We start from the raw sequence: 20,704 nt of genomic DNA, 5'->3' as shown, positions 1-20,704 counted from the left end.
ATGCATCGCCGATGGTAGTGTGGGGTTTCCCCATGTGAGAGTAGGTCATCGTCAAGATTCATTTCGCAAAACCCCTATCTGCGCGAGCAGGTAGGGGTTTTGTCTTTTCCGGCTGGCAACTGGCCGTGATGATGAAACATGCGTCATCCATGCCTGATAAAACCTGAGGTAATGCTACCCTCGCGGAAATACTCAGCATGGATACCCATCATGGAAATGAACTGGCACCAGGCCTTGCAAGAGAGCCTGAGCTGGCTGGCAATCGCCTCGTTCATCACCCTGGTCTGCTTCACCGCAGCGGCGACACTCGCAGTGCGCTTCACACGCTGGGGCAGCCAATTCTGGCAGCTCGCCGGGTCGTATTTCAGCTTCAGGCGCAGCTGGCGGCCGCTGTTGGTGTTTGCCCTGTTATTGGTGATGACGCTGTTCTCGGTGCGCCTGAACGTGCTGTTCTCGTTCTGGTACAACGGTTTCTACAGCGCCCTGCAAGGCCTGGATCAGAGCGCCTTCTGGTACCTGCTAGGCGTATTTGCGGTGCTCGCCACCATCCACGTGCTGCGCTCGCTGTTCACGTTCTACGTGACCCAGGCCTTCAGCATTCACTGGCGAGTCTGGCTCACCAAGCGCCTGACGCGCGACTGGATGCACGGCGATGCTTACTACCGCGGCCAGTTCCTCGCCGAGCCCGTAGACAACCCCGACCAGCGTATCGAGCTGGACGTCAATGCTTTCGTCACCAACTCCGTGTCGCTTGCCCTGGGCGCAGTCAGTGCGCTGGTGTCGTTGGTGGCATTCACGGGCATCCTCTGGGGCTTGTCGGCACCGCTGGCAGTGGCCGGGTTCGAGGTCCCACGGGCGATGGTCTTTGCCGTGTACCTGTACGTAATCGTTGCCACTTGGATTGCCTTTCGCCTTGGGCGCCCGTTGATTCGTCTGAACTTCCTCAACGAGAAACTCACCGCTAACTTCCGTTACGCGCTGATGCGCCTGCGTGAAAATGCCGAGAACATCGCCTTCTATCAAGGCGCACGGGTAGAGCGGGGCACATTGTTGGGCCGCTTTGGCGCATTGATTGTCAACGCTTGGGCATTGGTCTTCCGAAACTTGAAGTTCAGCGGCTTCAACCTGGGTATCAGCCAGGTTGCCGTGGTGTTCCCCTTCATCCTTCAGGCGCCGCGTTTCTTCAGTGGCGCTATAAAGCTTGGCGACGTAATGCAGACCTCCCAGGCCTTTGGCCAGGTGCAGGATTCGTTGTCGTTCTTCCGCGAATCCTACGACGCATTCGCCCAGTACCGCGCCACCCTCGATCGTTTGACGGGCTTTCTCGATGCCAATGAACAGGCCAGTTTGCTGCCGCGCGTCACTACCGAGGAACAGGCGCATGCCTTGGACATTGCCGGTTTGCAGGTATTGCGCCCCGATGGCCATCCCCTTATTGCCGGCCTCAATCTGAGCCTACGCGCTGGCCAGGCGCTGTTGATCAAAGGGCCTTCAGGGAGTGGTAAAACCACCTTGTTGCGTGCACTGGCTGGGCTCTGGCCTTACGCTGAGGGTGAGGTCAGGCGCCCCGTGGGGCACCAGGCGCTGTTCCTGTCTCAGCGCCCGTACCTTCCACTAGGCGACCTGCGCACCGTTATCGCCTACCCATCGGCCAGCGCAGCCGAGCATGAAGTGCGCATGCAGCAAGCCCTGCGCCAGGTCAACCTGGCCCACCTTGTCGAACGCCTGGACGTCAGTTGCGACTGGTCGCACATCCTCTCGGTGGGTGAGCAACAGCGCTTGGCGTTTGCCCGGGTGCTGTTCAACCAGCCCCAAGTAGTGTTTCTCGACGAGTCCACCTCGGCCATGGACGAAGGGCTGGAGCATACGTTGTATGGGCTACTGCGCAGCGAGATGCCGCAGGCCCTGTTGGTGAGTGTTGGCCACCGCAGTACGTTGGCGGCGTTCCACACACATCGGCTCGAGGTGGATGGGCATGGGGGCTGGTCGGTCATGGAGCAGCAACCGGCGCACGTTCCGGTTTAGCGGAGGGGTAGGAGGGTAATGACAGCGCAGCGTCAGGGTTGATGCTCGGCATCCTGCATCACGATCAACTCGGCCCCGTCGTTGCGCACATTTCCGACAGCCTTGCTCACCGGGAACCACTCGAACGCCTCGACCGGCAGGCACCGCTCTCGTGCCAGGCGCTCGGCCTCCTCGGCGGGTACGTCAGCGTCAATCCATATGCGCGCATCTGCCGGCTCAAGCACCAGTGGCCGGCGGTCATGGATGTCGACCATGCCCTCGTCACTGGCAGCGGTGATGATCACGAAGCCATCGCCTTCGTTAGGCGCCATCCCCGAGTGCACTTCGGCCAACGCGGCCATGAACATCGGTGCCTGGGTTTTCAGGCGGATGTAGTACGGCTGCTTGCGTTTGGCGTCATGCGGGTCGGCCACCCATTCGTACCAACCATCCGCCATCACCAACGCCCGCCCCTGCGGCCACAGGGCTTTGAAAAACTTGCCGGTGGTAACCGTCTCTACCCGGGCGTTGATTGGGGCGGGGCGTTTGCCGGTGGCCCAGAACGGTGCCCAGCCCCAGTGGCAGGGGTCGACGCGCAGCCCGTCATCGACACGGTGCAGGATCAGCACCCGGCTGCCGGGGGCGACGTTGTAGCGACCGATCGGCAGGTTGTCATAGCCGCTGATCACGTCCTGTTCGGCGTTCAGTTCACGCAGGTAATCGGCCAAGCCTTGAGACTGGGCGAAGCGTCCACACATGGCATGTACCCCCACTTGTCGAAATGTCCTACGCCGAAATTGACCTGATGCTCGGTAGATCGATACTGTATCTATATACAGTTAAATTCAAGGCCGTGCCATGACTTCCATCCTGGGTCCCATCACCTGCGGTAGCGGTGCTGTTTCGCGTTATCTGTTCCGCATCCCGGCTGGCTTTCCGTCGCCGGCGGCGGACCACATGGAGCAGCCCATCTCGCTCGATGAACTGTTCAACCTGCGTGCCCCGCATATGTATCTGGTCAGGATAGACGGCGACAGCATGCAGGGCGCCGGGATCTTCGACGGCGACCTGGTGCTGGTCGACCGCTCTCTCGAAGCGCGGCATGGCCAGATCGTGATCGCAGCGGTCAATGGCGAACCGCTGTGCAAGCGGCTGCATAAGGTGGGTGGGCAGGTGGTGCTGCGCTCGGAGAATCCACGTTACCCCCCACGTTACATCCTTGAAGGCGATGAGTTGACGATCTGGGGTGTAGTGACCTTCAGCGTGCGCAGCCACGATCCGAAATAGCGGCCGTTCAGCGCAGCAAGCCAACCCCAGTCAGGGTAATCCCAGCGAACACTGCGCCCAGCAGAAAGGTGGCCTGGAACCCGACCCCATCCCACATCAGCCCGGCCACCACGCTGGCGACCAGCAGCGCAACGCCGGTCAGCAGGTGGAACAGGCCGAACGCGGTACCGCGCAGGTTGGCCGGGGCGCTGTCGGCGATCAGCGCGGCAAAGACGCCTTGGGTGAAACCCAGGTGCAGCCCCCAGGCCACTACCCCCAGCGCCAGCCCGGCCCAGCCGGGCCAAAACGCCAGCATCACGTCAGCCAGCAGCAGCAGCCCCAGCCCTGCCATCAGTACACCACGGCGGCCAAGCCTGTCCGACAGCACTCCGGCGGGGTAGGCCGACAGCGAATAGGCCAAGGCCATTACCACCAGAACCGCCGGTGCCCATAACGCGGCCAGGCCCATGTCCTGGGCGCGCAGCAACAAAAAGGCCTCACTGAAGCGTGCCAAGGTAAACACCATGGCCAATGCGATCAGTCGCCAGTAGCCGGCGCCAAGCCGCCTCAGTTGGTGCAGGGCCAGCGGCGAACGTACCGGTCGCGACGTGGCCGTGGCCTCGGGCTCGTGCACGAACACCACAAGCGTGCCGACCGCCACAAGCGCAGGGATCACCGCCACCCAGAACACCGTCTGGAAATGACTGGCCGTGAGCCACATCAGCAAGATCGCCAGCAACGGCCCAAGGAAGGCGCCGACAGTGTCCAGTGCCTGGCGCAGGCCGAAGGCGGCGCCGCGCAATTCGGGGGGCGTCACGTCGGCCACCAATGCATCCCGCGGCGCCCCGCGGATGCCCTTGCCGATACGGTCGACAAAGCGTGCCGCGATCAACCAGTCCAGGCCCGAAGCCAAGGGGAACACGGGCTTGGTCAGCGCGCCCAGGCCGTAGCCCACGACCGTGAGTAGCTTGCGCTTGCCCAGCCGGTCGCTCAGTGCGCCGGAAAACACCTTGGTGATCGATGCGGTCGCCTCGGCGATGCCTTCGATAAAGCCGACCGCCACCACCGAGGTGCCGAGCACGGTCACCATGTAAAGCGGCAGCAGGGCGTGGATCATCTCCGAGGAAATGTCCATGAACATCGACACGAAGCCCAGCGCCCAGACACTGCGCGGGATCTTTGGCAGGCCCTTGGCGGCAATCGTATGGCCGGTTTTTTCGGTGGTGCGCATTGGCCGTCTCGCGGGGGTTGCTACGTTCAGAACTGTAGGAGCCAGCGCGCAGGATGCAAATCGGATGAATGGGGGAGGCGACAGCGCGCTTATATGAGTTACTGTATGAATATACAGTCAATGTAAGCCTTCCAGATGAACCCACAGCCCGTTTATGCCCTGATCGACTGCAACAGTTTCTACGCCAGCTGCGAGCGCGTGTTCCGCCCCGATCTGCTGCGCACGCCCATCGTCGTGCTCAGCAACAACGATGGGTGCATCATCGCCCGCAGTGCCGAGGCCAAGCAGTGGGTGAAGATGGGCCAGCCGTATTACCAGGTGAAGGACCTGTTGCGCCGCCATGGCGTGGTGGCTTTTTCGTCCAACTATGCGTTGTACGGTGACATGAGCCAGCGGGTGATGGCGGTAATCGAAGGCATGGTCCCGGCACTGGAGGTGTATTCCATCGACGAAGCCTTCGCCGACCTGACCGGCGTACCCGGAGACCTCGACTACCTGGGCCGCTGCATACGCGAGCGGGTGCTCAAGCACACCGGCATCCCCGTCGGCGTCGGCATCGCGGGTACCAAGACCCTGGCCAAGCTGGCCAACCACGCGGCCAAACGCTGGGCCGTTCACAGCGGTGGGGTGGTCGACCTGCGCATCGCTTCGCAGTGTGAGTGGGTGTTGAAGAAGTGCGACGTGTCCGAGGTCTGGGGCATCGGCAAACGCCTCACCGCGCACCTGCAGGGCATGGGAATCCGCTCCGCCTGGGACTTATCACGCGCCGATCCAGGCCTGCTGCGCAAGACCTTCAGCGTGGTGGTGGAAAAGACCGCGCGCGAACTGGCGGGCACGCCGTGCCTGCAACTGCAGGACATCGACCCGCCACGCCAGGAAATCTGTTGCAGCCGCATGTTCGGCAAGCGCCTGACCGAGCTGGCACCCATCAAGGAAGCGGTGGCCACCTACGTGATGCGCGCCTCGGAGAAGTTGCGTAGCCAGCGCTCCCTGGCGAGCAAGATGCGCGTCAGCATCCGTACCGGTATGTTCAACCCGGACGAGGCCAAGTACGCCAACGGCGTGGTGGTGCAGTTGCCGTATCCGACAGATGACGTGCGGCTGCTCACACGCATGGCCCTGGAGGCGGTGGGGCGTATCTATCGGCAGGGCTTTCGCTACAGCAAGGCAGAAGTGTTGTTGCTGGAGCTGTGCCAGCGTGGGCAATTCACCGGCGACTTGTTTGCCCCGTCGCAGACGGTACAGGCGGAGCGGGTAATGGGTGTGATTGACGGTGTCAACGCACGTTGGGGCAGGGGCACGCTACGCAGTGCAGCGGTGCCGGCGGCAGCGGAATGGGCAATGCGGCGCGAGTTGATGAGCGCAGGCTTCACGACGCAGATGGCCGGGTTATGGCGGGTTAATCGCTGAACACGGATTGCAACGTACCTCCTGTAGGAGCGGGTTCACCCGCGAACCAGGGCGTAGCCCTGGCCAGGCACCCTGTCCAAATTATCGCAGGTCAACCCCACAGGCCTGGGCGCCTAGATACTCAACCGCACCGCCAAAGCCGCCAATGTCACCAGCAACACCGGCACCGTCAGCAACACCCCGACCTTGAAGTAATACCCCCAGCCGATGCTGACCCCTTTGCGCGCCAGCACATGCAGCCACAGCAGCGTGGCCAGGCTGCCAATCGGGGTGATCTTTGGCCCCAGGTCACAGCCAATGACGTTGGCGTAGATCATCGCTTCGCGCACCACGCCTTGGGCCTCGCTGGCATGGATCGACAGCGCACCGATCAGCACGCTGGGCAGGTTGTTCATCACCGACGACAACAGCGCGGCAATCAGCCCGGTACCGAGCGAAGCCGCCCACACCCCATGGCCGGCCAGCCAGTTCAGCACGCTGCCCAGCGAGTCGGTCAGGCCGGCATTGCGCAACCCGTAGACCACCAGGTACATCCCCAGCGAAAACACCACGATCTGCCACGGTGCTTCGCGCAGTACGCGGCGTGTGGAAATCACGTGACCACGGGCAGCGACGGCGAACAGTACGGCCGCGCAGGCCGCGGCCACGGCACTGACCGGAATACCCAACGGCTCGAGCACGAACAGGCTGGCCAGCAGCGCCAGCAGCACCACCCAACCGACACGAAACGTTGCGCGATCGCGGATGGCCATGGCTGGCAGCTTGAGCTCATCGGTGGCATAGCGCAGCGGGATGTCGCGGCCAAAGTAAACCCTCAGCACCAACAAGGTGGCTGCCACGGCCACCAGGTTCACCGGCACCATGACCGAGGCATAGGCGTTGAAACCCAGGCCGAAGTAGTCCGCCGAGACAATGTTCACCAGGTTCGACACCACCAGTGGCAGGCTCGCAGTATCGGCGATAAAGCCCGCACCCATGACGAAGGCCAGGGTGGCGGCTGGCGAGAAGCGCAGCGCCAGCAGCATCGACATGACGATGGGGGTAAGGATCAACGCCGCGCCGTCATTGGCGAACAGCGCCGAAACAGCGGCGCCCAGCAGCACCATGAAGGCGAACAGGCGGCGCCCGTCACCTCCCGCCCACCGCGCCACGTGCAGCGCCGCCCACTCGAAGAAGCCAGCTTCGTCCAGCAGCAGGCTGATGATGATGAGGGCGATGAACGTCGCCGTGGCGTTCCAGATGATGGCCCAGACCGTGGGGATGTCGTGCAGCGACACCACCCCGCACACCAGCGCGAGCACGGCGCCCAAGGTGGCGCTCCAGCCGACGCCCAGGCCTTTGGGCTGCCAGATAACCAGGGTCAGGGTGAACAGGAAAATCAACGCGGCTGGGAGCATGAACACAAGGTCTCGAAGGGCCAAAGAAGCCGCCACAGAGTAGGGCAAGCACGGGCGTTTCCGCAAAGTTCCGTTACAAACATGTAAGTTTCGTAAATAAGATTTAAACTCATTTGAGAATCACTATATTTACCACCCCTGTTGGCCTCCACTTTGTCGTTGCGAGGCCGGTGGGCGAGGGCTCGCCGGCTTCCTGGCAGGGATGCGCCTTTTCGCTCATGAATCGCAGGAGATGTACCGATGCAATCCAGACCTTCACCCAACAGCCTGGCCTTGGCGTTCGTTGCGTTGGCCTCGCCGGCCATGGTCGCGACTGCCGCCCAGGCCGACGAGCAGCGCGCCGGTGAAGTGCTGGAGGTGCCTGCTGCGCAAAGCGCGCTGGTCATTCAGGACACCCTGGTCACCGCCGAACGCGAAGCGCGGCAGGCACTGGGTTCGTCGATCATCACCGAAGAGGACATCAAGCGTCATCCCCCGGCCAATGACCTGTCCGAACTGATCCGCCGCGAACCTGGGGTCAACCTGACCGGCAACAGTGCCAGCGGTGCGCGCGGCAACAACCGGCAGATCGACCTGCGCGGCATGGGGCCGGAAAACACCTTGATCCTCATCGATGGCAAGCCTTCCAGCGCGCGCAATGCGGTGCGCTATGGCTGGAACGGCGACCGCGATACCCGTGGCGAAACCAACTGGGTGCCGGCCGAAGCGGTCGAGCGCATCGAGATCCTGCGGGGGCCGGCGGCGGCGCGTTACGGCTCTGGCGCCATGGGCGGGGTGGTCAACATCATCACCAAGCGCCCGACCGATGAGCTCAAAGGCAGCGTCAGCCTGTACACGCAGATGCCCGAAGACAGCGCCGAGGGGGCCAGCCGTCGTACCAACTTCAACCTGGGGGGTGGCCTCACCGAAAACTTGGGTTTCCGCCTATACGGTGGCCTGGCCAAGACCGACGCCGACGACCTGGACATCAACGCCAGCCATGCCAACAGTGCGCTGTCGGCCGGCCGCGAAGGCGTGCGCAACAAAGACATCAACGGGATGCTGAGCTGGAAACTCAACGACGAGCACCGCTTTGAAACCAGCGCCGGCTACAGCCGACAAGGCAACATTTATGCTGGCGACACCATGAACAGCAACGGCGGCAGCAATGTCGATCTGATCTCCAGCCTGTATGGCCACGAGACCAACGTGATGCAGCGCAACACCTACGACCTGACCCACCTGGGCGATTTCGCCTGGGGCACCAGCAAGACCACGCTGGCCTACGAGTACGTGCGCAACTGGCGCCTCAACGAAGGCCTGGCCGGGGGCCCGGAAGGCGCGATCAACGACAGCGGCGCCGCCATGTCGCGGCTGCGCAATACTCGTCTGAGCAGCGAAGTTAACCTGCCATTCGCCATGGGCAGCACCGAGCATGTACTGACCCTGGGTGGCGAATACCTGTACGAGTCGCTCAACGATCAGGGCTCGTTCCGCCCGCAGAGTTTTGATCCCAGTGGCGGTGGCGACGACGCGATCAGCGGCTTCGACCGCAGCAACTCGAAGCTGACCGCCAAGAGCTACGCGCTGTTCGTCGAAGACAACATCATTGTCGGCGACACCACCGTCACCCCAGGCCTGCGCTTTGACCACCACGAGACCTTCGGCGACAACTTCAGCCCCAGCCTTAACCTGTCGCACAAGCTGACCGAGGCGCTGTCGGTCAAGGGCGGTATCGCCCGCGCCTACAAGGTGCCGAACCTGTACCAGTCCAACCCCAACTACCTGCTCTACAGCCGTGGTAACGGTTGCAGCGTGCAGCAGACCAACTCGGGTGGTTGCTACCTACAGGGCAACGCCGACCTCAAGCCAGAAATCAGCGTCAACAAAGAGATCGGCCTGCTGTACGACCGTGGCACCTGGCGTACCAGCGCGACCTACTTCCGCAACGATTACAAGAACAAGATCATCGGCGACACCGATGTGCTCTACACCATCAACAGCGGCCGCCGCGTGACGCAGTGGGAGAACGCCGGCGAAGCGCGCGTGGAAGGGATCGAGGGCAACTTCTTCATCGCGCTGAGCCCGACCCTGGACTGGAACACCAACCTGACCTGGATGCTCGACAATGACAACCGCGAGACGGGCGAGCCGCTGTCTGTGATCCCGGAGTACACGGTCAATACCACCCTCGATTGGCGCGCCACCGACAAACTGTCGTTCCAGGTGGCAGGCACTTACTTCGGCAAACAGAAGTCGCCGACCTACAACTACCGCACCCAGGAAAGCTACGACCAGGAGGCGCAGCAGGATGTCGAAGCCTACGGCCTGGTGGACGTGAGCACAGGGTACAAGTTCAACGCCAACTATGACGTGCGGGTGGGGGTGAACAACGTGTTCGATAAGCAGATCCTGCGCGGTGGCAATGCCAGCAGCTCGGGGGCCAACACTTACAACCAGCCGGGTCGGGCGGTGTTTGCTTCGTTGAATATCACCTTCTGATCCCGGGGCCGCAGTGCGGCCCAATCCCCTGTAGGAGCAGCCTTGTGCTGCGAAGAGGCCGGTATTAGCAGCGAAGACTCTCGGGCTATCACCGGCCTCTTCGCAGCACAAGGCTGCTCCTACAGGGCGATTGGGTTGCGCAGCTCCCACCCAAGACCCTCGAGGAGCTTCCGATGATCCAAGCCCCCGCCTGGCTGCAGATCTTCTCCCGCAGCACCGCGGCGTTGCTGGGCGGTTATGCGTTCAGCTACGCCGCCAGTGCCTGCCTGGCCCGGTTGCTGCCGCTGTCGTCCGCCGACGCGGTCATTGTCGCGACCCTGCCAGCCTTCATCTTCTACACCGGCGCAATCCTCTGGGCCTTTGCCAGCCGTGATGCCGTGCGTGCCTGGGCGCCGCTGGTGCTTGCTGCACCGCTGGCACTGATCGGCTTCTGGCCGCAGGCACTGAGGTGGCTGGCATGAAGAATACCTTCACTCAATCGATGGCCTGGTTGCACACCTGGGCCGGGCTGATTTTCGGCTGGCTGCTGTTTGCCATCTTCGTCACCGGCACCCTGGCGGTGTTCGACAAGGAGCTCGATCACTGGATGCAGCCGGAGGTCCCGGCAACCGAGGTGTCCCAGGCCGATGCCGCGCGGCGGGCCGTTGCCTATCTGCAAGCCCACGAACCGAAGGCCGGCAACTGGGGCATCAGCCTGCCCACCGAGCGTTCGCCCGGGTTGCGGGTATCAACCGGCGAGCGTCGCCATGGCGGTGGCGTGCTGCTCGACCCGCGTACCGGCGAGGCCATCGAGGTGCGTGACAGTGTTGGCGGCAACTTCTTTTTCCGCTTCCATTTCACCCTCGACTTGCCGCGCAACTGGGGCATCTTCGTGGTCGGTGCGCTGGCGTTGGTGATGCTGGCGGCACTGGTCACGGGCATCGTGATCCACAAAAAGATCTTCAAGGAGTTCTTCACCTTCCGGCCCAACAAGGGCCAGCGCTCATGGCTGGACTTTCACAATGCCAGCGCCGTGCTGTTGCTGCCGTTCCACCTGATGATCACCTACACCGGTTTGGTGATCTTCATGCTCATCTACATCCCGGCAGGGGTCGATGCATTGTTCGAAGGCGACAGCCGCGCGTACTTCCAGGCGCAGGGCAATGCCCGCCTGGAGCAGCCACGGCAACTGGCCAGGCAGCCGGGCGAACTGGTTGATGTGGCGCCGTTGCTGGCTCAGGCCGAGGCGCGGCTGGGGCCGATTGGCGGCTTGAACATCCGCAACCCCAACACCGCAGGCGCGCGTATTGAAATCCGCCCCGAACTGGGCAACCGGATCGCCCTCGCCAAAGGCCAGGCGATGGTCTTCGATGGCGTCAGCGGCGAGCTGCTTAGCGATGTGCCTGAGTGGCGTGCGGCCCCGCTGACCCAGCGGGTGATGGTCGGTTTGCACTTTGCCCAGTTCGGCGGCTACCCGATGCGTTGGCTGTACTTCATTTGCGGGGTGGTCAGTTGCGTAATGATCGCCAGTGGGCTGGTGCTGTTTTGCGTCAAGCGTGGGCGCAAATATGCCAGCGCCACGGCGCAGCCTTCGGCGCGGCGCTGGTACCGGGTAGCCGAAGTGTGCAATGTCGGCTTCGTCAGCGGGTTGTTACTGGCCTGCGTGGCCCTGCTGTGGGCCAGCCGCTTGTTGCCGGTTGAGCTCGTGCAACGGGAAAGCTGGGAGGTGCGCGCGTTCTTTGGCACGTGGCTGCTGGCGCTGCTGCACGCGGGGGTGAGGCCGGCACGGCGCGCCTGGGTCGAGCAATTGCTGTTGGTGGCGCTGCTGTGCATCAGCTTGGCCGCGTTGGGTGGCATGGCTGACGCGATGCGCCTGGGTGTGGTGGCGTGTGCGATGGTGTTGGGCGTGTTGCTGGGGCTGGTGGCTTGGCGGGTACGTCAGGCTGCGTCGGCGCCGCAGAAGACCAGGGCAGGGCGAAGCGTGGAGGCGGGCGCATGATGATGTGGGTTACAGGCGGTATGTTGTTTGCCTACGTCGGGATGCTCGGGTTGTGCCAGGGCTTGGAGCGGCATTACAAGCATGTCTGGAATCGGCCCTGCCCACGTGGCCTACGCCTGGGGTTGCGTGGGGCAGGGTGGCTGGCGCTGCTGGTCAGCCTGCTGCTGTGCGCCCAGGCCTGGGGTTGGGCCATGGGGCCGGTGGCGTGGTTCGGGGCGCTGTCGCTGGCAGGGATGCTGCTGGTGATGCTATTGCCCTACTGGCCGCGGCTGGCCGTCGGCTTGTCGGCGGCAGTGCCGGTGTGGGGTGTGATGTTGCTGCTGGCTTGATCTGCACAGGCCAGGCGCATTTCGTCGCGCAAAAAAAGTGACGGCATGCTAAACCATCCGCTCCCGCCTGCCATGAAGAGAGCACCGGTGAAAGCCGTTCGCCTGACCCTCGTTTGCCATGCCCTGACCCACGCGCAGAAGACCGGCTGCCTGCCCCGGCCGGAGGACGGCATCCTGGCGCTTGAGCAACCGCCCGTGTCAGCTGGGCCTGCCGTGCAGGTGCTGAGTGCGCCGGAGCGGCGGGCCTGCGAGACGGCGGCATTTTTATCGGCGCAAGCACGGGTCGAACCGGCATTGGCGGATTGCGACCTGGGGTGTTGGCAAGGCTTGTCGCTCAAGCAGTTGCAGGCAGCTCATCCACAGGCGTTGTCCGAATGGCTGGAAAACCCCGACAGCACACCGCATGGCGGCGAATCGTTCGCCCAGCTGTGCCAGCGCGTAGCGGTTTGGCTGGCGGCGTTCGACACGCCGGGTGAATGGCTGGCGGTGACTCACCCCATGGTCATCCGCGCCGTACTGGTCCAGCTATTGGGGTGTCCGATGAGCGCCCATCAGCGCATTGATGTGCTGCCGCTATCGCGCCTTGAACTCAGCTTCGCCGGGCAGTGGCGTCTGCGTCTGGGTTGATAGCGGTGGCAGTCAGAAGGCCAGTTTGTAGCCGATCAGCAACAGCATCGCGGCCAGGCACGGGCGCAGCACGCGGTCGGAAATCCGCCCGGTAAGGTGGCTGCCCATGTAGATACCCGGCAACGAACCGAGCAGCAGGTAACCCAACAGCGACCAGTCCATGTTGCCCATGCCGGCGTGGCCCAGGCCCGCGACCAAGGTCAGCGGTACCGCGTGGGCGATTTCGGTGCCGACCAGGCGGCGGGTCACCAGGAACGGGTAAAGCAGGAACAAGGCCACGGTGCCCAATGCGCCAGCGCCGATGGAAGTCAGGGTGACCATGACGCCCAGCACGACGCCGGTGAGCACGGTCAGCGTGTTCAGGCTGCGGTCGCTGAGGTGATAGTGGTCACCGGCATGACGGCTGGCGAATGCCTGCAGGCGCGATTTGAACAGAATGGCCAGTGCGGTGAGGATCAACACCACGGCCAGGCCTTGTTTGATGATGGCGTTGAGCGCCGAGGTGTCGGTATGCAGGGTGCTGAGGAACCACAGGGTGAGTGCGGCGGCGGGCACGCTGCCCAGGCTCAGCAGGCCGGTGATTTTCCAGTCGATGTTCTTGTTGCGGGCATGCACCCAGACGCCACTGGCCTTGGTGATGGCGGCATAGAGCAGGTCGGTGCCGACAGCAGTGGCCGGGTTGATGCCAAACCACAAAAGAATAGGGGTCATCAGCGAGCCGCCACCTACGCCGGTCATACCGACGATGAAACCCACGACCAGCCCGGCAAGGGTGAAACCGAAAGAACCTACATCCATACGCTACTCGACTGCCCAACTTTGCCCGTTATCGGATGGAAGCCAGCATATAGAATTTTTAATAGCCAAATAGACTAGTTCGTTATTAGGTTATAACTGCGTGTTGCCTGTACGGCACCGCTCAGCGGTCCGTCATGACCACCATCACCTGCGCATCAGCGCCGTCTTCGCTTTCCGACAGGTAGATATGCCCCACCTGGCTATTGAAGTAGGCCGTCTCTTGCGGGCCGATGCTGACGGCTTCACCCGTCTCGAACTCGATGCGCACACGCCCGCTGAGCACCAGTGCGAACTCTTGGCCTGGGTGGCGGATAAAGTCGTCGAACTGCCCGCGCTCGCGGGCGATGATGCGGGCATAGGCGGGTGTCATGCGCCGCTCGGGGAATGCACCGGCGATCGGGTGGTAGTCGTAGGTACCCGTCGCGTAGCCTGCCACCGCGGCCAGTGAGTCCACCACCACGGTGACCGGCACCGGCGTATCGGCCGTGCCGCTGGCACGGAACAGCTGCGCGATATCGACATTCAGCGCGCGGGCAGCGGCGGCCAGTTTTTCGTAACTCACCGAGACCTGGGCAAGCTCCATTTTCGACAAGGTCGACACCGGCACGCCGCTGGCTTCGGACAATTGCTTGAGGGTCAATTGGCGCGCCTTGCGCACTTGGCGCAGGCGCCTGCCGACGGCGGCGCGGTCTAGCAAGGGCAGTGCATCGGGACGGTCATCGGGCATTCGGGGCACTCGGCATACGGCGTTGGTCGGGCATATTACCTTGGACCCTTGCGCATTTCTAAATTCTCATATATTAGAATTCTCATAAATGATAATTATCGAAGCAGGAGCGTGCATGACCCCGATCTACGACACCCTGATCATCGGCGCAGGCATTGCCGGCGCCTCCTTGGGTTATCGCCTGGCTGGCCAGCAACGGGTGCTGCTGCTCGAGCGCGAGTCACAGCCGGGCTATCACTCGACCGGGCGCTCGGCTGCCATGTTCATGGAGGCCTACGGCACGCCGCAGATTCAGGCACTGACCCGTGCCAGCCGAGCGTTTTACGAAGCGCCGCCCGCAGGCTTCTGCGAACACCCTTTGCTTGAGCCGCGCGGCTGCCTCTATGTCGCCAGCCATGAACAACAGCAACTGCTCGAACAGACCCATGCACAGAACCTGGCCAATGGCACCGAAGTCAGCCTGCTCGACCGCGACGCGGCGCTGGCGCTGGTGCCGAGCCTGCGGTCCGAGGTCGTGGCCGGCGCGGTGCTGGAGCCAGGCGCCATGGACCTGGACGTACACGCGCTGCACCAAGGGTTTTTGCGCGGCTATCGGGCTGCCGGGGGTGAACTGCGCTGCAACGCGGAATTGGCCAAGGCCCGCTTGCTCGATGGCGTGTGGCAGGTGGAATTGAGCGATGGCAGCTGTGTCCAGGCTCATCAACTGGTCAATGCGGCAGGTGCCTGGGCCGACCACGTCGCCGAGCAATGCGGCGTGGCGCCCATCGGCCTGCAGCCGTGCCGCCGCAGCGCGTTTACTTTCCCCGGCCCCGCCGAGCAGGACTTCGCCCGCTGGCCAGCGGTGATTGGCGTCGACGAGAGCTTCTATTTCAAGCCCGACGCCGGGCAACTGCTCGGCTCGCCCGCCAACGCCGACCCGGTCGAACCTCAAGATGCCGCGCCCGAAGAGCTCGATGTGGCGGTGGGCATCTACAACATCGAAGCCATGACCACGCTGACTATCCGCCGCCCAAGCCACAGTTGGGCCGGTTTGCGCTCGTTTGTTGCCGATGGCGACCTGGTGATTGGTTTCGATTCGCGCATGCCTGCGTTTTTCTGGCTGGCGGCGCAAGGTGGCTATGGCATCCAGTCGGCCGCAGGTGCTTCGCGCCTGGCAGCTGACCTGCTGCTGGGCCAGCCGCTGTGCCCTAGCCTTGTCAGTCAGGGGGTGGCGCCTGAACGCCTGTCCCCGGCACGTTTCCAGCAACCGTGAAAGGAGCTTTCCATGAGCAATGATATCCAGCGTTTTCCCAGCAGCCTGCCATTTCCGTTTTCCCGTGGGGTAAAAGCCGGCGGCTTTCTGTTTCTGTCTGGCCAAGTGCCGATGAGTGCCGGCGGCGAAGTGGTACGGGGTGACATCCAGACCCAGACCCGAGCGGCCTGCGAACGCATCGCCGAGAGCCTGGAGGCGTGCGGGGCACGCTTCGACCAGGTGGTGAAAGCCACGGTGTGGCTGTCGGACATGAGCCACTTCGCCGGCTTCAACGAGGTTTACAAGGAATTCTTCGGCGCCGCCTTGCCCGTTCGTTCAACGGTGGCCTCGGCGTTGGCGCTGGGGGTGGATGTGGAGATCGAGGTGCAGGCGTTTATCGGCCAAGCGTAACCGTTCACTGATCCAGCAGGAAATTGTAGGCGCAGCCTTGTGCTGCGTAAGGGCCCGGATTGCCCATGGCATTGCTGTGGTGCTGCTGGCCTCTTCGCAGCACAAGGCTGCTCCTACAGGGGTTCTTTGCCGCAGTGACACACAACAACAATAAAACCAGAGGTTCACATGCAAGAGCAGCTGAAAATCGCCGGCGCCTTCGTTGGCGTGATCGTGGGGGCGGGCTTTGCTTCGGGGCGGGAACTGTTGTTGTTCTTTGTCGATTTCGGGGTGTGGGGGCTGGTCGGCGCGCTGGTCAGCGCCGCCTTGTTCACCTTCCTCGGCATGGCCCTGGCGGGCTTGGGCAACCGGCTGCGGGCCACATCGCACAAGGATGTGATACAGGCCATCTGTGGCCGTCACCTGGGCCTGTTCGTCGACTGGCTGATCACCTTCTTCATGTTCGCCGTCACCGTGGTCATGCTGGCCGGTGGGGGGGCACTGCTGGAGCAGCAGTTCGGTATCCCGGCGTTGACCGGCAGCGTGCTGATGACGGTCGTAGTGGTCGGCATCGTGTGCCTGGACGTGCGCAAGGTGATCCTGGCCATCGGCGCGATCACCCCGTTGTTGATCCTGGTGGCGTCGGCGATTGCACTGTACGCAGTGTTCACCCGCGAGCAGAGCTTTGCCGACCTCGATCACCTGGCGAGCCAGCAGCAGGCCGGTACCCGTCATTGGCTGTTGGGCGCGTTCTTGTATGTGTCCTACAACATCGTTGCCGGTGCGCCGATCCTGGCCATTCTGGGGGGCTCGGCCAAGGGCGAGAAGACTGCGGTGTGGGGCGGGTTGCTGGGCGGTGCAGCGCTCGGTGGCCTGATGTTGGTGATGAGCGCCGGGCTGTTGTCGCGCCTGGACAGTGTTGCCGATCTGCCGATGCCGATGCTGTCGATTGCCAATGAGGTGTCGCCACTGTTGGGGCTGGTGATGTGCCTGATCATTTTCGGCATGATCGTGAACACGGCGGTGGGCACTATGTTCTCGTTCCTTTCGCGGCTGTTGCCGGCGGGCACGGCGACGTTTCGCTGGGGCTCGGTGGTGACCGGGGTGGTGGCGTTTGGCTGTAGCCTGGTGGGGTTCATCAGCCTGGTGGGCGAGGTGTATCCGCTGTTTGGCTACCTGGGTTTTGTGCTGATGGCGGCGGTGTTGCTGGCCTGGGTGCGGCGGGGTAAGGCGGTAAAAGCGGTGGTGGTTTAGGGGGGGGCTGTTGCGCAGCCCATTCGCCAGCAAGCCCGCTCCCACAGGGGGAGAGGGCTTGCTGGCGAACGTGACACTTAGATTCTGAAGCTGCCCACCAGCTGCTTCAATCGGCCAGCCTGTTGGGCCAACTGATCGCAGTGCAGCAGTGTCTCGTTCAGGTTCTCGACGCCTTGCTGGTTGAGGGCGTTGATCTGGGTGATGTCCAGGTTGAGGCTCTCGACCACGGCAGTCTGCTCTTCAGTGGCAGTGGCCACCGACTGGTTCATGCCATCGATCTCGCCAATGCGCTGGGTCACGCTGGCCAGGCGCACACCGGCCTGGTTGGCCACCTGCACGGTCTGTTCGCTGGAGACCTGGCTGGTGTTCATGGTGTGCACCGCCTCGCGCGAGCCCACTTGCAGGCTGGTGATCATGCGATGGATCTCTTCGGCCGACTCCTGGGTGCGGTGCGCCAGGTTGCGCACCTCGTCGGCGACCACGGCGAAGCCACGGCCGGCTTCACCGGCACGCGCGGCTTCAATGGCGGCGTTGAGCGCCAGCAGGTTGGTCTGCTGGGAAATGCCTTTGATCACATCGAGAATCTTGCCGATTTCGTCGGTGCTGGCGTTGAGCGTTTCAATCTGCGCGCACGATTCGCTGATGCGCTGCGACAGGGCGGTCATGGCACTGATCGCTTCCTCGACCACTTCGCGGCCACCGTGGGCCTGCTCGCTGGCGCCGCTGGCATGCTGCGAGGCGTCGGCGGCGTTGCGCGCGATCTCTTGGGTAGCAGCGCCCAGCTCGTTGATGGCTGCCGCCACACTGTTGGTGCGCATGCTCTGCTCTTCGGAGCCGATGATCGAAGCGTTGGAGGCGTTGACGACCTTTTCCGACAGGTCATGCACCAGCCGCGTAGCCGACGACACTTCACTGATCGAGGCATGGATGCGTTCAACGAACCGGTTGAACGACATCGCCAGTTCGCCGAACTCGTCCTTGTTCTGCACAGCCAGGCGGCGGGTGAGGTCACCTTCACCTTCAGCGATGTCGCGCATGGCACGGCCCATGGTGGTCAGCGGTTGCATCAGCACCGGGATCAACAAGCCCAGCAGGCCGGCGATGGCGGCCACGGCGATGAGCATGGCGATGATCGCCGAGGTGCGGAATTGGCTAAGGGCGGCGTAGGCCTTGTCCTTGTCGATCGACAGGCCGATGTACCACTGGGCCGACGGCAGGCCGTTGACCGGGGCAAAGGAGATCAGGCGGTCCTGGCCATTGAGGGTGACATCCTGCATGCCCGAGGCGACGCGCAGGCCACTGCCGGGGTAGATGTCCTTGAGGTTTTTCATCACCTGGTCTTTGTCCGGGCTGACGATGACCTGGCCATTGCTGTCAGCAAGGAAGGCATGGCCGATGCCGCCGAAATCGACCGAGTTGATGATTTCGACCAAGGTGTCGAGGGTCACGTCGCCGCCGACCACACCGATCAGTTCACCGTTGCCTTTGCCCTTCACGGGGGTGGCGATGGTGACCATCAGGCCGCCGACGGCGCCTTGGTAAGGTGCGGTCAAAACGGTCTGCCCGGCGCTTGCCGCGGTGCTGTACCACGGGCGTTGGCGGGGGTCGTAACCAGCGGGCATCTGCGCGTCTGGGCGCTGGGTGAATGCACCGTTGGCCTGGCCCAGGTAGGTGAACAGGAAATTGCGCGTATAGGACGGCTGCTCGACCAGGCCGTTCAGGGTATCACCGGCGCCTTGCTGGCCGATGTCCTGGGCCAGGTTTTCCAGCACCAGGATGCGCCCGCTCATCCAGTTCTGCACGCTGCTGGCGGTCAGTGCGCCGGATTGCTGCACCGAGGACTCGATATTCTGGCGAATGGTGTTGCGTTGCAGGTAGTCGTTGTAGAGGGTGAACAGGGCAAAAGCCAGGACCACGACGCCGCACGCGCTGAGCAGGATCTTGTGGCGAAATTTCAGGTTCATGTTTCGAGACCTTGAGCCAATCAGGGGGGAGGGCACAGCGCACTCATGACGCGCTGCGCCCTGTCGTCTGGCTATCGGCTTGAGGGGTAAAAAATTGAAACACTTAGCGAAATTTCTTTAGGCCGTTTCGACGAACGGCATTCAGCGTTTACACAGCTGCTCGATCAACAGCCGCGCTGCCTGGCGCAGCGGGTGCTGCTTGCGCCACAGGATGTGCACGGGCAACTGCAGTTCATTACGGGTATTGCGAAACTCTAGCTGCACCAGCCGCCCGGCCGCCAACAGCGGTGCAATGCGCGAAAGCGGCAGGTCACCCCAGCCCAGGCCGGCCTCGACCATCTGCAGGGCGACGTCAAAGCTGTCGGTGGACCAGTGCGTGGCCCCGATCAGGGCGCGCGGGTCGGTCAGCGGCAGGTCGCGGCTGCGCACCAGGATCTGGCGCACATTGATCAGGTCTTCAAGGTAGTGAATGCGTGCGTCGAGCAGCGCCGGATGGGTGGGTGACAGGGTAGCCACCAGCGACTCCATGCCGATGTACTGGAAGCCGCGACGGGCATCGACCTGCAGGCCGGCGAAGGCCACGCAGAGGTCGGCGCGGCCACTGTCGAGCAAGTGCAGGGCTTCTTCCTGGGGGGCGCTGAGCAGCGCGATGTCCAGCAGCGGGTAGCGCTCACCGAGCTGGGCGATGGCGCCTAACAGCGGGCGATGGTCGACGTCGGGGACCACCGCGATGGTCAGGCTGCTCTCAAGCCCCTGGGACAACTCCAGGGCATGCACCTGCAGCAGCCCGAGTTGTTCGGCGATCAACCTGGCGTGGGGTTCCAGGGCCAAGGCCTGGGCCGTCGCCCGCACTTCGCGCGGGCCGCGTTCGAACAGGCTGTAGCCAAGCTCTGCCTCAAGGTTACCGATGGCCATGCTCACGGCCGACGGCACCCGGTGCAGGGCGCGTGCGGCAGCGGAGAACGAACCGCGGTCGAGCACGGCGAGAAACAGTTGAATATTGTCGCTGGAAAAGTTCATGGCAGCCTCCTGTCAGTGGATCTGACAGCTGCTGACTTTTACTGTCAAGAAGATTGAAGCATGCTCGCCCCTTCGTTTTTTTTGACTTTGGAGGCAAACCCAGGTGCAAGGGCTCAAACGCAAACTGGTCTATGTGACTTTCTATGAACTGATCGGGTTGTGCATGTCCACCCTCGGGCTGGCGTATCTGTCAGACACCCAGGCTTCCCACACCGGGCCATTGGCCGTGATGATCACCACCATCGCGATGCTCTGGAACTTGATTTACAACACCCTGTTCGAGCGCTGGGAGGCCCGCCAGGCCAAACGCGGGCGCAGCGTGGCCCGGCGCGTGGCGCATGCCATCGGTTTTCAACTGACGTTGGTGGTGTACCTGATTCCGCTGATTGCCTGGTGGCTGGACATGAGCCTGGTCGAGGCGTTTCTGGTGGACCTGGCGTTCATCATCCTGGTGCCGTGCTACACCTTTGCCTACAACTGGGCATTCGACAGGCTCTTCGGCTTGCCCACCTCGGCGCTGGCCACTGCCTGACAGGTTGCTGAAACGCCCCTTGTAGGAGCAGCCTTGTGCTGCGAAGAGGCCCGCACAAGCAACCC

Annotated in this window: 19 protein-coding genes; 12 read left to right on the top strand and 7 right to left on the bottom strand. The window is 63.0% G+C overall.

From position 1 onward, the window contains the following. Positions 1 to 210 precede the first annotated feature (210 nt). On the top strand, positions 211 to 2,025 hold the full coding sequence (locus HU750_RS25795) for an ABC transporter ATP-binding protein/permease (RefSeq protein WP_186683140.1): 1,815 nt from the start codon (positions 211 to 213) through the stop codon (positions 2,023 to 2,025). A 32-nt stretch (positions 2,026 to 2,057) separates the two neighbouring features. Here the strand turns inward: HU750_RS25795 and HU750_RS25790 are convergent, their stop codons facing one another. Continuing rightward, a complete protein-coding gene (locus HU750_RS25790; protein ID WP_186683138.1) occupies positions 2,058 to 2,762 on the bottom strand; it encodes an SOS response-associated peptidase family protein in 705 nt (234 codons plus the stop codon). 100 nt (positions 2,763 to 2,862) lie between these two features. On the opposite strand from HU750_RS25790, the gene HU750_RS25785 reads away from it, so the two are divergent. Then, positions 2,863 to 3,291 carry a LexA family protein gene (locus HU750_RS25785; protein ID WP_027593988.1) on the top strand — a complete coding sequence of 143 codons (429 nt, stop codon included), beginning with the start codon at positions 2,863 to 2,865 and terminating at the stop codon, positions 3,289 to 3,291. A 7-nt stretch (positions 3,292 to 3,298) separates the two neighbouring features. On the opposite strand, the gene HU750_RS25780 is transcribed toward HU750_RS25785, so the two are convergent. Then, complete coding sequence (locus tag HU750_RS25780) at positions 3,299 to 4,501, bottom strand: MFS transporter (RefSeq protein ID WP_186683136.1); 1,203 nt, start codon at positions 4,499 to 4,501, stop codon at positions 3,299 to 3,301. Positions 4,502 to 4,636: 135 nt separating this feature from the next. Between HU750_RS25780 and HU750_RS25775 the strand changes: the two genes are divergently transcribed. Beyond that, entirely contained in the window at positions 4,637 to 5,911 is a 1,275-nt protein-coding gene (locus HU750_RS25775) for a Y-family DNA polymerase (protein WP_085273218.1), read from the top strand. 113 nt (positions 5,912 to 6,024) lie between these two features. On the opposite strand, the gene HU750_RS25770 is transcribed toward HU750_RS25775, so the two are convergent. Then, complete coding sequence (locus tag HU750_RS25770) at positions 6,025 to 7,308, bottom strand: arsenic transporter (RefSeq protein ID WP_027593985.1); 1,284 nt, start codon at positions 7,306 to 7,308, stop codon at positions 6,025 to 6,027. Between the two features lie 240 nt (positions 7,309 to 7,548). On the opposite strand from HU750_RS25770, the gene HU750_RS25765 reads away from it, so the two are divergent. The 5 genes from HU750_RS25765 to HU750_RS25745 all read left to right on the top strand — a co-directional run bounded on the left by HU750_RS25765 (position 7,549) and on the right by HU750_RS25745 (position 12,723). Next, complete coding sequence (locus HU750_RS25765) at positions 7,549 to 9,789, top strand: TonB-dependent siderophore receptor (protein WP_186683134.1); 2,241 nt, start codon at positions 7,549 to 7,551, stop codon at positions 9,787 to 9,789. A gap of 173 nt (positions 9,790 to 9,962) precedes the next feature. Continuing rightward, positions 9,963 to 10,250 carry a hypothetical protein gene (locus HU750_RS25760; RefSeq protein WP_027593983.1) on the top strand — a complete coding sequence of 96 codons (288 nt, stop codon included), beginning with the start codon at positions 9,963 to 9,965 and terminating at the stop codon, positions 10,248 to 10,250. Further along, positions 10,247 to 11,767, top strand: coding sequence for a PepSY-associated TM helix domain-containing protein (locus HU750_RS25755; RefSeq protein WP_186683132.1), 1,521 nt, complete (start codon positions 10,247 to 10,249; stop codon positions 11,765 to 11,767). Before HU750_RS25760 ends, HU750_RS25755 begins: the two co-directional genes overlap by 4 nt. Next, the gene (locus tag HU750_RS25750) at positions 11,764 to 12,096 is read left to right on the top strand and encodes a DUF3325 domain-containing protein (RefSeq protein ID WP_186683130.1); all 333 of its coding nucleotides are present in this window, start codon (positions 11,764 to 11,766) and stop codon (positions 12,094 to 12,096) included. The genes HU750_RS25755 and HU750_RS25750 overlap by 4 nt, the downstream gene beginning before the upstream one ends. An 87-nt stretch (positions 12,097 to 12,183) precedes the next feature. Then, the gene (locus HU750_RS25745) at positions 12,184 to 12,723 is read left to right on the top strand and encodes a histidine phosphatase family protein (protein WP_085273221.1); all 540 of its coding nucleotides are present in this window, start codon (positions 12,184 to 12,186) and stop codon (positions 12,721 to 12,723) included. A gap of 12 nt (positions 12,724 to 12,735) precedes the next feature. Here the strand turns inward: HU750_RS25745 and HU750_RS25740 are convergent, their stop codons facing one another. Then, positions 12,736 to 13,521 (bottom strand): sulfite exporter TauE/SafE family protein, encoded by a 786-nt coding sequence (locus tag HU750_RS25740; RefSeq protein WP_027593979.1) that lies wholly within the window; start codon positions 13,519 to 13,521, stop codon positions 12,736 to 12,738. Between the two features lie 121 nt (positions 13,522 to 13,642). Continuing rightward, positions 13,643 to 14,248: a helix-turn-helix domain-containing protein gene (locus HU750_RS25735; protein ID WP_085273222.1), complete on the bottom strand. Its 606-nt coding sequence runs from the start codon at positions 14,246 to 14,248 to the stop codon at positions 13,643 to 13,645. Positions 14,249 to 14,363: 115 nt separating this feature from the next. Between HU750_RS25735 and HU750_RS25730 the strand changes: the two genes are divergently transcribed. The 3 genes from HU750_RS25730 to HU750_RS25720 all read left to right on the top strand — a co-directional run bounded on the left by HU750_RS25730 (position 14,364) and on the right by HU750_RS25720 (position 17,123). Then, a complete protein-coding gene (locus HU750_RS25730) occupies positions 14,364 to 15,500 on the top strand; it encodes an NAD(P)/FAD-dependent oxidoreductase (protein ID WP_186683128.1) in 1,137 nt (378 codons plus the stop codon). A gap of 12 nt (positions 15,501 to 15,512) precedes the next feature. Continuing rightward, on the top strand, positions 15,513 to 15,890 hold the full coding sequence (locus tag HU750_RS25725) for a RidA family protein (RefSeq protein ID WP_027593976.1): 378 nt from the start codon (positions 15,513 to 15,515) through the stop codon (positions 15,888 to 15,890). 168 nt (positions 15,891 to 16,058) lie between these two features. Then, on the top strand, positions 16,059 to 17,123 hold the full coding sequence (locus HU750_RS25720) for a YkvI family membrane protein (RefSeq protein ID WP_099429949.1): 1,065 nt from the start codon (positions 16,059 to 16,061) through the stop codon (positions 17,121 to 17,123). Positions 17,124 to 17,200: 77 nt separating this feature from the next. Here HU750_RS25720 and mcpA read toward each other — a convergent pair whose 3' ends face one another. Further along, positions 17,201 to 19,087 (bottom strand): methyl-accepting chemotaxis protein McpA, encoded by a 1,887-nt coding sequence (gene mcpA, locus HU750_RS25715; RefSeq protein WP_186683126.1) that lies wholly within the window; start codon positions 19,085 to 19,087, stop codon positions 17,201 to 17,203. A gap of 141 nt (positions 19,088 to 19,228) precedes the next feature. Then, a complete protein-coding gene (locus HU750_RS25710) occupies positions 19,229 to 20,107 on the bottom strand; it encodes a LysR family transcriptional regulator (RefSeq protein WP_027593973.1) in 879 nt (292 codons plus the stop codon). A gap of 103 nt (positions 20,108 to 20,210) precedes the next feature. Between HU750_RS25710 and HU750_RS25705 the strand changes: the two genes are divergently transcribed. Beyond that, positions 20,211 to 20,639: a PACE efflux transporter gene (locus HU750_RS25705; protein WP_027593972.1), complete on the top strand. Its 429-nt coding sequence runs from the start codon at positions 20,211 to 20,213 to the stop codon at positions 20,637 to 20,639. The last annotated feature ends 65 nt before the right edge of the window (positions 20,640 to 20,704 follow it).

The organism is Pseudomonas sp. SWRI50, assembly GCF_014269095.1.
Classification (GTDB): Bacteria; Pseudomonadota; Gammaproteobacteria; order Pseudomonadales; family Pseudomonadaceae; genus Aquipseudomonas; species Aquipseudomonas kermanshahensis.
Note: the sequence above shows the minus strand (reverse complement) of the source record. Positions and strands in the feature narration are given on the sequence as shown.